Annotated in this window: 14 protein-coding genes; all 14 read right to left on the bottom strand. The window is 37.5% G+C overall.

The window, feature by feature from the left end; translation table 11 throughout:
* Positions 1-4: 4 nt before the first annotated feature.
* Positions 5-523, bottom strand: a complete 519-nt coding sequence (locus tag ACSKY2_RS01045; protein ID WP_489840594.1) for an adenine phosphoribosyltransferase — start codon at positions 521-523, stop codon at positions 5-7.
* Positions 504-2,831 carry a single-stranded-DNA-specific exonuclease RecJ gene (gene recJ / locus ACSKY2_RS01040; protein ID WP_489877784.1) on the bottom strand — a complete coding sequence of 776 codons (2,328 nt, stop codon included), beginning with the start codon at positions 2,829-2,831 and terminating at the stop codon, positions 504-506. The genes ACSKY2_RS01045 and recJ overlap by 20 nt, the downstream gene beginning before the upstream one ends.
* A gap of 16 nt (positions 2,832-2,847) precedes the next feature.
* Entirely contained in the window at positions 2,848-3,828 is a 981-nt protein-coding gene (gene rnz / locus ACSKY2_RS01035; RefSeq protein WP_489877783.1) for a ribonuclease Z, read from the bottom strand.
* A 142-nt stretch (positions 3,829-3,970) separates the two neighbouring features.
* On the bottom strand, positions 3,971-4,714 hold the full coding sequence (locus ACSKY2_RS01030; RefSeq protein ID WP_489839755.1) for a hypothetical protein: 744 nt from the start codon (positions 4,712-4,714) through the stop codon (positions 3,971-3,973).
* A gap of 17 nt (positions 4,715-4,731) precedes the next feature.
* Positions 4,732-5,007 (bottom strand): hypothetical protein, encoded by a 276-nt coding sequence (locus ACSKY2_RS01025; protein WP_489877782.1) that lies wholly within the window; start codon positions 5,005-5,007, stop codon positions 4,732-4,734.
* Between the two features lie 79 nt (positions 5,008-5,086).
* Positions 5,087-6,007 (bottom strand): DnaJ C-terminal domain-containing protein, encoded by a 921-nt coding sequence (locus ACSKY2_RS01020; protein WP_489877781.1) that lies wholly within the window; start codon positions 6,005-6,007, stop codon positions 5,087-5,089.
* A 104-nt stretch (positions 6,008-6,111) separates the two neighbouring features.
* Positions 6,112-7,956, bottom strand: coding sequence for a molecular chaperone DnaK (gene dnaK / locus ACSKY2_RS01015; protein WP_489877780.1), 1,845 nt, complete (start codon positions 7,954-7,956; stop codon positions 6,112-6,114).
* A gap of 64 nt (positions 7,957-8,020) precedes the next feature.
* Positions 8,021-8,587 (bottom strand): nucleotide exchange factor GrpE, encoded by a 567-nt coding sequence (gene grpE / locus ACSKY2_RS01010; protein ID WP_489877779.1) that lies wholly within the window; start codon positions 8,585-8,587, stop codon positions 8,021-8,023.
* 15 nt (positions 8,588-8,602) lie between these two features.
* On the bottom strand, positions 8,603-9,628 hold the full coding sequence (gene hrcA / locus ACSKY2_RS01005) for a heat-inducible transcriptional repressor HrcA (protein ID WP_489877778.1): 1,026 nt from the start codon (positions 9,626-9,628) through the stop codon (positions 8,603-8,605).
* A 194-nt stretch (positions 9,629-9,822) separates the two neighbouring features.
* Positions 9,823-11,502, bottom strand: coding sequence for a YfhO family protein (locus ACSKY2_RS01000; RefSeq protein ID WP_489877777.1), 1,680 nt, complete (start codon positions 11,500-11,502; stop codon positions 9,823-9,825).
* A gap of 135 nt (positions 11,503-11,637) precedes the next feature.
* Positions 11,638-12,540, bottom strand: coding sequence for a glycosyltransferase family 2 protein (locus ACSKY2_RS00995; RefSeq protein WP_489839762.1), 903 nt, complete (start codon positions 12,538-12,540; stop codon positions 11,638-11,640).
* 95 nt (positions 12,541-12,635) lie between these two features.
* Complete coding sequence (locus tag ACSKY2_RS00990) at positions 12,636-13,565, bottom strand: glycosyltransferase family 2 protein (protein ID WP_489877776.1); 930 nt, start codon at positions 13,563-13,565, stop codon at positions 12,636-12,638.
* Positions 13,566-13,621: 56 nt separating this feature from the next.
* Positions 13,622-15,076 carry a flippase gene (locus ACSKY2_RS00985; protein ID WP_489839764.1) on the bottom strand — a complete coding sequence of 485 codons (1,455 nt, stop codon included), beginning with the start codon at positions 15,074-15,076 and terminating at the stop codon, positions 13,622-13,624.
* A gap of 305 nt (positions 15,077-15,381) precedes the next feature.
* Entirely contained in the window at positions 15,382-16,560 is a 1,179-nt protein-coding gene (gene glf, locus ACSKY2_RS00980) for a UDP-galactopyranose mutase (RefSeq protein ID WP_489839765.1), read from the bottom strand.
* Positions 16,561-16,621 lie beyond the last annotated feature (61 nt).

Raw genomic sequence — 16,621 nt, 5'->3', positions numbered from 1 at the left:
ATTTTTAAAAATTCGTTAATGACAGAATTTCATAACCAGCTAATTGCTCACGCCCATGTAATTCGTTCAATTCAATCATAAAGGCCAATCCAACGACTTCACCACCTAATGCTTCGACAAGTTTGATTGTTGCAGCAATCGTACCGCCCGTTGCCAGTAAGTCGTCAGTAATTAAAACTTTTTCGCCTGGTTTAATGGCATCTTTATGCATCTCTAATGCAGCCTCACCATACTCTAACGTATACTTCTCACGAATCGTTTCACGTGGTAATTTGCCAGGCTTTCTTGCCAAAACGATACCAGTTCCTAATTCATTTGCAACTGGTGCCCCAACTAAAAAGCCCCGTGATTCTGGTCCAACCACAACATTAACATCGCGCATTTTAGCAAAACTTGCAATACGATGAGTGGCCTCTGCATAGGCCTCTGCATTACCCCAGAGTGGCGTTAGATCACGGAAAATAACCCCTTTCTCTGGAAAATCCGGAATAGAAGCAATATAGTTATTTAAATCCAACATCAGTTTCGCTCTCCTGCTTACTCAAATTCATTAATAAAATCTCTAATTCAGCTGTTGTGCTGTAAATTAATTGTTGTTCAAGATCTCGCTGCACCATAAACCTTTGGAACGTCCTTGTTTGAGTCAACTTTGTTGGCGTTGGATTCGGCACAGCATTTAAAACACCATTCTCGATTATAACAAATTTTGCATCTAAAAACACCTTTAATATCAGTTTTAATGTTAATTGATTAATCTGCAAATGTTTTGCCATCGCTTCAAATTGTGTCCGCATATTAATATCTTTAAATACATGTAAAAATTTATAGACCTTTGAAAACACTTGTTTATTTGGCATTGTTTGTAAATAAACTGGTGTCTGTACGTAAAACATTGGCGCTAATATACTTGGTGTTGTTTCACTTAATAAAGATCGTAATTGTCCTAATTCTTCAGGTAGATCAACCAATACCATTGTTTGTATATTTTCTTGTCCTAGCGCTTCTTGCCACATCAATGCTTGCCCCGCCTGACCAATATAAGCTGACAATTGTTGATAATGTTTTTCTCTAAAGAAAACATATGTGCCTGGTTTATCAAAATTTTGTTTTGTCAAATGACTCGTACGCCAATCTAATAAAGCTGACCCTGTAGCTTTCATATCTTGCAACATTAGCTGATAAGTTGTATTACCACGATATGAATTTTGACTCATTGTGCCAACAATTTGAAAGGATGAAAAATGACCGGTTAACGTGTTGGCTTGCTTTCCCCATCCAAAGGCAACAACTGGCAATTGACCCGTATCCGTCTGGGCCATGAAGCGCAAATGTTTACCATTCGTCATCGTTTTCACTTGATTAACACTTTGTAAATCAAGCATAAACTTCGGTTCGGGATTGCCTTCCCCAAACGGTGCTAATACCTGTAAATTATCAAAATTTTGTTGTGTAAAATCAGTCGCAGTCACCTCATCTGCAATTTGGATAGTCGGTTTCTGTGCTGTCGCTAATTTTTGCTGGTCTGCCTCTACTTTTAAAACATCTCTCATTTGGGCCAAATACTGCGTAGGTATGGTCATACCTGCAGCACTTGCATGACCCCCAAAACTAGTCATTAAATCTCGGTGACCATCAAGTGCCGTAAATAGATCAAAGGCTGGAATAGAACGACCAGATCCTTTCATCTCATCACCATCAATATTAAGCACAATTGTTGGCTTACCAGTTTGTTCAACTAACTTACTAGCAACAATTCCGAGCACACCTTCATGCCATCCTTCCCCCGCAACAACTAAAACGGGTTGATCCAATAATTGTTGGACTTGTTGTTCAGCTGCCTGTGTGATGTCATTGACTAACTGTTGCCGCTTTTGATTTAGTTCATTAACATGTTCAGCCAGTGGTTCAGCACTCTCTAATGTATCCATTAACAACAATTGCACACCTGTCGTTGCATCTTCCAAACGTCCCAGAGCGTTTAGTCTTGGGGCTAAAGTGAACCCAATGGTCGAAGAATCCACATCCGATAATTGTACGCCTGCTGCAGACAATAGTGCAGCAACACCGGGTCGTGGATCTAATTTAATATTTGCAAGGCCATGTTTCACAATGATTCTATTTTCGTCAGTCAGTGACATCACATCAGCTACTGTACCAAGTGCCGCTAAATCCAAGACTTCATCAGCGGGTTCTTCAAGCAAAGCAGAAGCAACTTTAAAAGCAACGCCTGCCCCTGAAAGGCCACCAAACGGATAATTACCCGCTGGATGCCGCGGATGAACAATTGCCGTTGCATTTGGTAGTTCTGAGGGCAATTCATGATGATCAGTAATCACCACATCAATTCCTTGAGTCATTAACCAAGCAATTTCATTTTTTCCAGAAACACCATTATCAACGGTCACCAATAGTTGCATACCCTCTGCTGCTAATTGTTGGTAATTCTCAAGATTTGGTCCATAGCCATCTTTAAACCGGCTGGGAATAAAATAAGTCACATCTGCACCCATTAATTCCAGTGCCCAAGTCATGATGGCAGTACTTGTCATACCATCAACATCATAATCACCATAGACAACAATTTTCTGACCGGTATCAATCGCTTGCATGATGCGAGCAACAGCTTTATCCATATCATGCAAGAGGAACGGATCATACAAATCCGTTAATTCAGGTCTTAGAAAGGTATTCGCAGTCTCAACAGTGTCATATCCACGGTTAACCAGTATTTTAGCGATTAGTTTTGAAACACCAAAAGATTCACTAATCTGTTTAATCGCCTGTTGATGACTCACTTCCGGATATTCCCATTGATAACGTGAATCGATCATGCCTTGCCCCCTTTACTTAATCATCCTCATCAGTCATTGTCACTTTCATCGGTTTCGTATTATCTTGTTTGCCAAATGGCACATCAAACACGTCAAAATCATTAACAACACGTGTGTTCGAAAAAATTGCGCGCGCTTGATAAGCCAATTCATTTGCTGCTTTACCAGCATAACGTGCCGATATATGTGTTAATAACAAACGACCGACTTGTGCTTTCTCTGCAATCGTGGCAGCTTGAATACTGGTTGTATGGAAATGGTTACGTGCCTGTTTTCCTTCACCCTTACCATATGTCGATTCATGAACCAAAACATCGGCATGTTTAGCTAATAAAATTGTATTATCAGTTTTACGTGTATCACCAATAATCGCCACACAACGCCCTGGTTTGGGCGCACCAATAACATCCACCCCACGAATGAGACGACCATCTGAAAGGGTAATATCTTTACCTTGTTTTAACTCACCGTAGAGTGGTCCAGCAGGTATGTTCAACGCCTTTAATTTATCAACAAGTAATTCGCCTGGATGTGCATGCTCTGTTATGCGATAACCAAACGACGTGATACGGTGATCTAACGGTAATGCAGTTACCGTAAATTTCGTATTCTGTAATACCTCACCGCCTGAGTTAGGTAATTCAACATATTTAATGGGATATGTTAAATGTGTTTGTGCCACTTGTAAGCTCACTTCAACGAATTGCCGAATACCTTTCGGACCATAAATAGTTAGCTCGTCTTCACCACCTTGAAATGATCGCGACGCTAATAAGCCAGGTAATCCGTAGATATGATCACCGTGTAAATGGGTGATAAATATTTTTGTCACTTTACGAGGCCGAATTGTTGATTGTAACATTTGTCGTTGTGTACCTTCACCAACATCAAATAACCAAACTTCATTAATTTCCTCAAGTAGTCGTAATGCGATACTTGTCACATTGCGAAAATGTGCTGGCGATCCAGCTCCAGTTCCTAGAAACTCGATTTGCATGATTAGGAACTCCTTATCTTCTTTAAATTATTCGTTGAATCTACGTTTTAAACTGATTCAAAAAGAAAACCGTCCAAAATGACGGTTGATACTACCTATAATATTATCATTTTTTATATATTTAATACAGTTGTTTCACATATTAAAAAGTGATTGTTTTAACTGCTGATGGTTTCACAATATCTTTTCCTGACGAATCTTTTACCGTTGCAAATTGGATGTCAATCGATGACAAATTAGCAACTAATTGTTTTGGTACTAGTATCGTAGCTGTCGTTGTAACTGTATCATAAGGCACAATTCCTGCCGTATTTAATTGACCATCATTGTATATACCACTTAATGCCGACATCGTATCATTGTTTGGATATTTAATCGCCGTTATTCCTGGTGTAATTGCCGTGACAGCACCATTATTAGTCACAGTATAGGTAATAACTAATGTCGTAAACTTAGATGCTAATTTACGATCATTTAGCGTGCGTCTTGCAGACAACAATGCATTTTGCGTACGCGCAGTGTTTTCAATCACATTGATTTGTTCTATTTTGTAACTTATATCACCATTTATAATCGTACTGTTAACTTGTTTACTAGCCGCCCATTTCTGAACGAGGCCACTTTCAGTAATTTGGTACTGACCAACCTTTTTAATATGGCCAAGTTTAACATAATTACTATTAGCTAAATCCTTCTTAGTCGGCTTGTACTTACCATTATTTTTGTCACCTTTTTTTGCAAAAGGTTGTTTATTGTGGGTCAATGTTTCTTCTGCCATGGTTTGGACACGAGTAGGTTGTCCATTAGTACGATATAATACTAAAACCACAATAATTGCAACAATTCCCACAATAGTTGCTACAAGCCAGCCTATTCGTCTTTGCATATCAGCCTTCCTTAATCTCAACCAAGTACAACAACATCATCAATAATACGATACCCATATATTTTGTGCAATTGTTGTTCGTTGTCACGTATCACAATTTCTAATGTGTTATCGTGGTACTTTTGCAAATCATTAATTGTTGTTCGCTGTTGCATATCTATTTCCAGTACCAAAAGATTACCATCTTTACCAACAATTCTAACAGGTTCATACTGAGGAACCAATAAACGAGTCATTATTGGTCGATCTAAAGGCATACCGCCTAATGATACTTTTAAATCTCCTAAATACATAGATACTCTCCAATTTATGTTGTTAATTATGACACAAAAAAAAACAAGCAACCTTAAATTGAGTCACTTGTTTATCTATTTAACCGAAAAACCCTTTTTTATGTTCTCCAGTCATTGCTTCACGGAAAGCTTCAAGTGCTTTCTTTTGGTCTTTATTCAATTTCTTTGGTACATCCACGTACAGCGTCACAATATGATCACCATTACTGTTACTACGCATATGAGGGGCACCTTTACCACGCAAGCGGAAGTTTGTCTCAGTTGCAGTACCTGCTGGTACCTTCAATTTTACATCACCATGAACTGTCTTAACAGAAATTTCACCACCAAGCGTTGCGGTTGTAAAATCAATTGGCATACGTGAGTAAACAGTCGCACCATCACGTTCGAAGCCATCTTTTGATGGTGAAACATGAAAGACAACAAATAAGTCTCCATAAGGGCCACCATTAATACCTGCTTCACCTTGACCAGACAGGCGCATTTGTTGACCATTTTCAACACCAGCTGGCACAGTAACCTTTAATTCCTTATTTTCTTGCTTGCCATTATCCGTAGAACGCGTATACGAAATAGTTGTATCTTTTCCGAACACAGCCTCCTCAAATGTTAGATTCATGCGGTATTGTAAATCTTGTCCCTTGCGTGGTCGATTTGGATCTTGGAACCCACCGCCAAACATTTGGCTAAAGATATCCCCAAGATCAGAGAAATCACCGTATTGGGCATTGCCACCACCGAAGCCACCGAAACCGCCAAAGCCACTTTGGCCACCAGCTTGACCATCAGTTGAACCGTACTGATCATACATTGCTCGCTTTTGCTCATCGCCTAAGGTTTCATATGCTTCTTGTACTTCTTTATACTTTTCTTCAGCGCCTGCCTCATGGTTGAGATCTGGGTGATACTTCTTAGACAGCTTACGATAAGCCTTCTTAATTTCATCTTGTGAGGCGTTCTTATCAACACCTAAACGCTCATATAATTCAGTATTATTCATGAGGCAACTCCTCCTAAAAATTCAATATGTATCGCCTTGTGAGCTGCTATTCTCACAGAGGCGTACGGTCTGTAACGTAGGGGTGTTCAGATCGTTAATTCAGTTTACTTCTTATCATCATCTGAGACGTCTTCGAAGTCACCATCAACAGTATTGTCATCGCCTGACTTACCTTCTTGAGCAGTACCTTCAGTACCTTCAGCACCTTCAGCTGGTTGTGCTTGTTGATATAACTTAACAGCTAATTCTTGAGAAACTTTCTCCAAAGCTTCCTTCTTTGTCTTCATATCTTCCAAGTTATCAGCTTCTTTGGCAGCCTTCAAATCAGCAACACCATCTTCAACTGGCTTCTTCTCATCTTCAGGCAACTTGTCGCCAACTTCTTCCAATGTCTTTTCTGATTGGAAAATTAATTGGTCAACTTCATTACGTAAATCAGCTTCTTCTTTACGCTTCTTATCAGCTTCTTCGTTCGCCTTAGCGTCATTCATCATACGCTCAATTTCATCATCTGACAATGATCCTGAACTCTGAATGGTAATCTTTTGCTCTTTATTTGTACCCAAATCCTTCGCAGATACAGAAACAATACCATTACGATCAATGTCAAACTTAACTTCGATTTGTGGTACACCACGAGGTGCAGCTGGGATGTCAGCTAATTGGAAACGACCCAATGTCTTGTTATCGGCAGCCATCGAACGCTCACCTTGCAAAACATGAATATCAACGGCTGGTTGATTATCAGCAGCTGTTGAGAATGTTTGTGACTTTGATGTTGGAATGGTCGTATTACGATCAATCAACTTAGTGAAGACACCACCCATTGTTTCAATTCCCAATGATAATGGTGTCACATCAAGCAAAACCACATCCTTAACATCACCGGTAATAACACCACCTTGAATAGCAGCACCCAAAGCAACAGCTTCATCAGGGTTAATTGAGTGATCTGGTTCCTTACCAGTTAACTCCTTAACAGATTCTTGTACTGCAGGGATACGAGTTGAACCACCATTCAAAATAACCTTGTCAATATCGTTCATTGAAAGTCCAGCATCCTTCAAAGCATTGCGAACTGGTCCTTCAGCGCGCTTAACCAAGTCAGATGTTAATTGATTGAATTGTGCACGTGACAATGTTGTTTGCAAGTGCAATGGTCCTTCATTAGTTGCCGTGATAAATGGCAAATCAATTTGTGCTTCTGTTGCTGATGATAACGTCTTCTTTGCCGTCTCAGCAGCATCCTTCAAACGTTGCAATGCTAGCTTATCATTCTTCAAGTCAACACCATGTTCTTGCTTAAAGCCATCAGCTAACCAATCAATAATCTTTTGATCAAAGTCATCACCACCAAGATGTGTATCACCATTCGTTGACAAAACCTCGAACACACCGTCACCTAACTCTAGTACGGAAACATCAAATGTTCCACCACCCAAGTCATAAACCAAAATCTTTTGATCTTGATCTAACTTATCTAGACCATATGCCAATGAAGAAGCTGTGGGCTCGTTAACAATACGTTCAACTTGTAGACCCGCAATCTTACCAGCATCTTTCGTTGCTTGACGTTGTGCGTCATTAAAGTATGCAGGGACAGTAATCACTGCCTTATCAACTGTCTCACCTAAGTAATCTTCAGCATACTTCTTAATGTATTGCAAAATCATTGCTGAAATTTCTTGGGGTGTATAATCTTTACCATCTACAGTAACCTTATAACCAGGCTCACCCATGTGTGACTTAATTGATAAAATCGTGTCTGGATTAGTAATTGCTTGACGCTTTGCAGTATCACCAACTTGTGTTTCACCATTCTTAAATGAAACTGCTGATGGTGTTGTCCGACCACCATTTGGATTAGTAATAATCTTTGGTGCGCCACCTTCCATAACTGCAACAGCAGAATTTGTTGTTCCTAAATCAATTCCAATGATCTTTGACATAATAATTTACCTCTTTTTGATCAGATTTTTTATTTTTATATTGTGCTAATGGTCGGTCGCTATGTTAATTATAAACAGCTACCATTGCTGGTCGAATAACACGATCAGCTAAAACATATCCCTTTTGAAGAACCGTCGCAATTGTATCAGCTGGATGATCATCATCAGCTGGTACTGACTGAATCGCTTGGTGGAAGTTAGGATCAAATGCTTCACCAGCTTCACCAACCGCTTTCACATCATGCTCTTCAAGCGCTGAAATTAATGTTTTATAAACCATCTCAACACCTTTTTTAATTTGTTCAGCTGCACCATCGTCAGCTTCAACTTGTAATGCGCGTTCAAGATTATCGACAGCTGGTAAAATTGACGCCGCCAATTTTTGATTAGCAAATTTCACAGCTTGAACTTGCTCTTTTGCATAACGAGACTGCATATTTTGCATTTCAGCATGTGCACGCAAATAATTATCTTCAGCTTCAGCAACTTTCACTTTCAAATCTGCAATTTGATCTACTTCAGTTTTTACTTCGGCTTCCTCAGATTCAGTCGTTTGCGTTTCAGCGTCAACATCTGTTTCTTCACTGGTAGCTTCTAGCTCTTCTTCAGGGTTCTGCTTTTCTTCTGACATGTTAACACCTCTTTTCTAACGATAGTATTCTAATAACTGCTGTGTTAAAGCACTACGGAACGCATCAACCAAACTAACCATATCAGCATATCGCATTGATGTTGGGCCAAGTATGGCTATCGCACCAACACCGTACTGTGCAACACGGTATGTGGCTGATACTAGGCTATATGGTGATAATAAATTATTACCATTCTCATCACCAATTTGTACCATTACGCCATCATTTGCTGTTCCAACAACCCGACGCATATCATTTGCCGAATCAAGCAACTGATACAATTGCTTAACGTCTTGCAAACTCGAATTAACCGTGAAGTCTAGAACATTTAAATAACCACCAATGAATACTTGTTCATGAATCGAACGAGCTAATACATCACCAAACAGTTGCAAAAAAGCAACCGGTGTTCGAATCGTTCGTTCCATTTGCCAAGGTAAATCACCAGTCAATGTTTTTAAAACATCAATAATCGGTTGGTTCACTAATGTCTTATTAATATAATCAACCATATCATCAAGGTTTCGCACCGACATACCTTCTGGTAATCTGAAACTTTGACTTGTCACTTGTCCATCATTAGTAACTATAATCGCCATGATTTGCTGACCATTAATTGGTACCAAACGGAAGCCTGATAGTCGAATATCAATCGATTCAGGTTTTAGAGCAACAACCGTATAACCTGTTAGAATTGCTAACTCATTTACCATTGTTTGCATTAAATCATCAATTTCTTGAAAATTGCGATTAAACACACGTTCTAAAGATTCCTGAACGACTTTTGATAAACGATGCTGATGCATTAATTCATCAACATAGTAACGATAGCCTCTTTGTGAAGGTACACGTCCTGACGAAGTATGCTCTTTTTGTAGCAAGCCTAATTCTTCTAGTAGTGCCATCTCGTTTCGCACAGTCGCTGAACTTACTGTCAAACCCAATTCACTCAATAGTGTTTTTGATCCAACAGCTTTGCCGGTTTTTGCGTAATCGCGAACTATTGTAGCTAATATTAGCTGCTGTCTTTTCGTTAACATACGCGCCACCTTTCTTAGCACTCTCAACTACTTCGTGCTAACAGTTATTATAGTACACGCCTTATCGTTACTTGTCAACACTTTTTAGCACTCTTTATTATTAAGTGCTAAATTAGATTACTTTTCCCGGTATATCAAGCATTAACTGTTCAAAAAAGCAAGTAGTGACCTATTTATGCCGCTACTTGCCCCATCTATGATTTATGTTTTGCTTTGATGATTTTCATACTGCCAATGATTATCAAGATTAACCACGATACTAGGCTAAGCCAGTTTGCAAAAATTCTAACTGGTGTGTTTTTGTATCTAATATCAATTTTATTATGCCCTTTTTTAATAGCAACAGCGATTAGATTTTCCTTGGTATACTTAGTAGTCATTTCTTTATCATTAACGTACGTATGGAACCCTGGATAATATATATTTGGCAGTAACAATCGTTGATTTGCTTGCTTAGAACTAATCTGATAGTGAATAACATTATAGCCTGTCGACCAGCTCAGCTGTTGTATATTTTGATTAGGATTAATTGCTGGAATATTATGTTGCTCTAACTGATACTTTAATCCAACACTTTGTTTTGGCAAATAATCATAAACATAGTTATTTAATGTACTTTTTTGAAAGTCTTGCCACTTAACAATGGTTACTGCATTATTTTCTGGATTATGTTTAATATTGAAGTTTAAACTAGTTGCTGTCATCAAACCAATTAAGCCAAACAAACTAATTATTATTAGGCGGTTATGCTTATTGGTAATTAAATCCTTTAATGCAATGGCGCCTAACAATGAAGATAAGAACGTTGCAAAATATAAAAAACGTCCAACAAATTGAATAAAACTAAAATATTTATCAAAAATTGGCCATGGAAAAACATTAGAGGCCAATATCACTGACAATAACATAATGACAGCATAATATTTTAAAGGTGCTTGAAACTTGTGCCAACGAATGGCGACACACACAAACAAAATTATTCCTAGTATGCCCAAACTATATGATGCAATATTGCTAGTAATAAATAGACTTGTAAGTGCATAAGTTGTCTTGGATAAAATCAATTTATTTACGGAAATATTTTTCACAAATAATAGATTTTGCATTAATGGTAATAAGAAAAAGGCTGTCAGACAACCCGTTAATATACCTGCATATACGAGCCTCAATAGTCTAAACCATTTTACCTTTAACGGTTCTGATAGCGTTAAAGTTGCAAAGAAACATAGCATTAATAATAAAAGTGCAACACAGGCATCTGGCAAGTCACTAAAAATCAATCCGGTGACACCAAGTGATAAAAGCCACCACTGTTTATAATCACCAACTGCAATTTGATACATACCCAAAAAAGCAATTGGTATAAAAATAAATGCAAATGATCCGCCAAAGCTCCGATAAAACAATGTAATTGTTAGTGTAAAGTGACCAAAGCCGTATAAAATGCTACTTAATAGTGCCGTATAGCGATTATGAGTTAATTTTAGTGTCACAACGTACATTGATGTAAAAGTCAAAAAGAAGATTAGTGCAACAAAAATCAGATACGCCAAATAAGCATTGCCAACAATGACTTGCAAAAAAGCTTCTGGCAATAGCGTAAAAATTGGATAAAACATATTTTCAGGATAACCAAATGATCCGAAAGTTTTCGTCATCATACTTGGATTAATTTGCGTCATATGTCCCGCTTTTAAATTCAAATAACTTTCGGCAATACGTGAAATATGAAAACGACCATCCCATCCCGGATTATGCTGGTAAGCCGGTCCGTGCAGATAAGGTAATATCAGTAAAAAACTTAATATGGCAAATAATAATAACGTGCTTATATTGGGATGCTTATTAATAACAGCTTTAATTTTTGAACCCACGACTCTATCGCTCCTTTAAAAACATAGTCTTACTATATTGTACGTGATAACACCGAAATAATGGCCCTTTTTTCAAAATAAAAAAAGATTGCTAATGACGCATTAACAACCTTTACCATAGACCATCTTTCGATACTAGTCATTTAATTTTTTATTTTTTGCAAATTCAACCTTAGGACGGAAGAACCATCCAGTAACCGTTCCTTTAATAATCATTTTTAATCGTAACTTCATATTTGGTTGGTGGTTACGAAACACTCTAAAAATTTCGTACAACACCTTAAGATGGGTCCGCAGGTATAACAATAACCCTCTTTGCCGACTAAAGTACATTTGATTACGGAATGCATAGAAATAACGTGGCACTCGATTAATTGTATCTAGCGAGACATTAGAGGCAATATTATTAGCCATCTTATGGATCACTCGAGAAGTCGGTACCATATAACCTGGCAATACCCGTGCTGAACGTTCTGTATATTCAATATCATCGCCCCAAATAAAGAATTCAGTAATTGGCAAGCCAATATTTGCGACGATTTCTCGACTAAACATAACAGAAACGAAAGTCGCATTACGCAATGGTTCAAGTGCCGTTGCATCGAGTGGAATTTTATGGAATCGTTTTTTTGGTGCTGGTAAATTCATTTGTGCGCGAGAATTATCCGTCCATCGTACATCAGAAGCCAAAAAGCCAAATTGATTATTTAGTTTATCAGCAGCATTCACTAATTCTGTTAGTGCCGTTGGTGTTGGTACGGTATCATCATCCATTAACCAAACATAATCATCATTCGTCTCTTCCATAAAGTAGCGAACACCTTTATTAAAGCCACCCGATCCACCAATATTTTCTGTCAAACGGACATAACGAATTGCATCACCCAAACTGGTTAAATATTCTTGTGTCTCTTTTTCACTATTATTATCAACAATAATAATATTATCTACCTTAGTTTCAGAATTTTGTAAGGCCTCAACGACCTCTTTTAACATAGGTAGTCGATTATATGTTACCACAACCGCACTCACAGTCATTTTTATAGTCTCCCAACTATTTCATTCTTTATTTTTGAGTTAATTAACATTACTCAGACTTACTTATACAGATTTGACCTAAAAAGAGGCTTAGATTATTTCACCTTTTTAGCCACATAAATTGGTCGTTTTTTAACTTCCAAATAAATATTTGAAATATAACGACCAACAATACCAATACTTAACAGTTGTACACCACCAAGAGCCAAAATGATAACAACCATTGACGGCCAACCAAATACGGATGTACTTGGATACAAAATTGCTCGAATAAAGACAATAATTGCACCAATAATTGCCAGGAGAAATGCCAAACCACCTAACAAAGAAACCAATAACAAAGGAGCTCGTGAGAAATCAATAAAGCCTTCAATAGAGTATTTGAACAATCCCCAAAAAGACCATGATGTTTGTCCAGCAACCCGATCTTTATTTTCATAGTCTAAGTACTTCTGTTTAAATCCTACCCACGAAAAAATACCTTTTGAAAACCGATTATATTCTTGCATGCTTAAAATAGCATCCACCATTTGTCGACTCATGACACGAAAGTCTCGTGCACCTTCAACGATATGTGTATCGGACATTGCATTGATCAATTTATAAAATAGCTTTGAGAACCATGAACGAATAATTGGTTCTCCCTGTCGATTCGTACGACGTGCACCGACAGCATCCCATTCACCAGATGACACGCCGGCTAACATTTCTGGTAACATTGCTGGTGGATCTTGTAAATCGACGTCCATGACAGCAACGTAATCACCGGTTGCATGTTCTAAGCCAGCGTATAATGCCGATTCCTTACCAAAATTTCTAGAAAATGACACTGTATGCACATGATCATCTTTTGCAATTAATTCCTCCACGACAGCCATTGTCTTATCAGAAGAGCCATCATCAATGAACCAATATTCCAATTCATATTCGGAAAAATTTTTGTGTTCTTCTTCTATTGCGTTATAAAACAAATTTACGGTATCTTGTTCGTTAAAAACCGGTACAATCAAAGATAGCTTTGCCATGTCTTCCCCTTTTAAAAACTTACTGCATTCTATTATAGCAAAATTTTCCTTATTTCTTATTTTTTAAAAAATTTTTTTACAAAAGTTAGCCCTTCTGTCACGATATTCGCACGTAGCAATATCACCACCGCAAAATAAACGACGGTACCAACCGCTATACTGACAACAGTGCCACTCGGATTAGGTTGTAACTTCAACGTCATTGGTATCAGGATCGCAAACATAATTATGCCCGCAACAAAATACTTCCAAACACCAGTAAACAGTCTTGTAATAGATAAATCATGCCTCACAACAATTAATTGATAAATCGTCACTGCTGCTTCAGATAATACTGTTGCAACTGCTGCACCGTAAAGACTCCACATTGGAATTGCAATGAAATTTAAAATAACATTTAAAATTGCTCCAATCGTCACAGACATCGTGTAGTCCTTCGTACGGCTGACTGGCATCAAATATTGTGTTCCTAGCACATTACTCCAAGCAATCAAAACAATGATAGGCGATAATATTGATATTGTCCAACCGGCTGGTAAAAATGACCAACCCATATACCAAATAGATGTTTTCGGTCCCAAGGCCATCATACCAAACATTAATGGTACAGATAATGCGGTCACAAAATCCATTGACTTATAAATTGCCTTATTCACTGCTGATAAATTACCTTTAACAAAATAATTTGCAACACGTGGTAGCATCACCGTCCCTAATGCGGTCACAAGCGCTAATGACACCTTAATAATCTTGTCAGCATTTTCATAGAATGCAGACAAACCAATTGAATCGGGTTGAAAAAGAGGCAGCATTGTTTTATTTAACTGTAAGTAAATTTGCGTTGCAATTGTCGGCATAAACAATGCTAACGTTGGTATCAGATGTTGTTTCAAACGTAATGTTTTAATCTTTGGCAATTTAACTTGTCCGGGTATATAAAACCACATTGATAAATTACCTAAAACCTGTGTCAATGCTAGTAACAAAATATAATTGTTAACGTCATCAGGTGATTTCACAACCAAAAAGATGAGGACGACCATCGCTATTTTGACTAGTGAATTTCGAATAACCGTCTTTTTAAAGTCTTCTAAGCCCATGAAATACCAAGAAATATCTAGCAAACCTGAAACAATGACCCAAGTTTGTAAATATAATTGGTGTGTATTTTGATTAAATTCACCCGAAACATTGCGCATCAAATAAACAAAAAGCAAATAGGCAAAAATAGCAAGTAAACTGACGAGCGTGTGTAGAATCTGAATTTCCCAGAATCGTCGATTGCGTAGTTCAATATCATCGCGAACATAAGCAATTTCTCGTTGACCATATAGTGTAATACCTAATGTCGCAAATAATAGAAAATAACTCACAATTGAATTTGTCCATGCTTGTATTCCCATACCGTTAGCACCAAGTACATGTGACAAATACGTCATTGTTATCAATGGTGCTAATACCACTAATAACTGATAAAAGACATTATATAAATAATTTTTTACAACTTGCATGTTCTCTTCCCTTATATATAAATAAAATCAAGTTCTATTATGACATGATTTTATTTATAGTTGGTATTTTTACTTAACAAATTATCTCAGTTATCTGAGATAAAGCCAATAGATGAATTAGTCAGGCTTATTTCAGTTATAAAAAGTAAACTAAAATTTGAATAGCAATGCCTATTGCCACTGAAATACCCCATACCATTCTTAAATAATTTATCATCTAAGTATTAAGTTCTTAGAAAAATAAGGCACAACGCACCTTTTCATCGGATGATTGTACCTCATTAACAGGTTATATTAACAATGTTTTAGTGTTCCTCATCATGAGCAAAGTTGAAATCTGCTGGGATATCAAATTCTTTCTTAACAGTATTAAATGCTGCATTAAACACTTGATCCATGTCATAGTAACGATATTGTCCTAGACGACCGCCAAAAATAAATTGGTCTTTATGTTGACGTGCTTCCTTTGCATATTGCTTATACAAATTCGTGTTTTTCTCATCATTAACAGGATAATATGCTTCCTTTGAACGATCCCATTCCTGTGGATATTCCTTGGTAATAATCGTTACGCCATCATCTGATAAGCCATCAAAATGCTTCCATTCCATCACACGTGTATAAGGTGTCTCCGCATCTGTATAATTGATGACTGAATTACCTTGATAATTATCCGTGTGCTTCAATTCTGATTCAAAACGAACTGAACGGTATTCTAATTCACCATACTTATAATCAAAGAATTGATCGATCATACCCGTATAAACAATGCGTGGGAATTCAGCAATATATTCTGCCTTGTGATCAAAGAAATCTTCATTGACACGCACATCGATCAACTCATTATCCAGCATCTTTTCAAAGATTTGCGTATAACCGCCAACCGGAATACCTTGGTAACGGTGGTTAAAGTAATTATTATCATAAATAAAACGGACGGGTAGCCGCTTAATAATGAAAGCTGGTAATTCCGTTGCCTTGCGTCCCCATTGCTTTTCAGTATATCCCTTAACTAATTTTTGATAAATATCCGTACCAATTAATGAGATTGCTTGTTCCTCTAGGTTGCGTGGCTCACGATCACCTAATTCAGCGAGCGCGGCTTTTTTTTGTTCTTCAATCTTAGCTTGTGCTTCAGCTGGCGTCTTCGTTCCCCACATCTCATAAAAGGTATTCATGTTGAATGGCAAATTATAAAGTTCACCCTTGTAGTTTGCCACTACTTGATTTTGATAACCGTTAAACTCAGCAAATTGGTTAATATATTCCCAGACCTCTTTGTTATCTGTATGGAAAATATGCGCACCAAAATCATGAACCGTAATGCCATGGTCTGTATGGGTATAAGTATTACCCGCAATATGTGGTCGCTTTTCAATGATAAGTGAACGCTTACCACGCTTTGCAGCCTCATAAGCAAAAATTGCACCAAATGGACCAGCTCCTACTACGAGATAGTCATAATTTTTATCGTTTAAAGTCATTGATTAATTTCCTCTATATATATCTATAAAAATATCCTGAATTTACTTTACCATAAATTCA

This window comes from Weissella sp. ESL1156, assembly GCF_058505625.1.
Note: the sequence above shows the minus strand (reverse complement) of the source record. Positions and strands in the feature narration are given on the sequence as shown.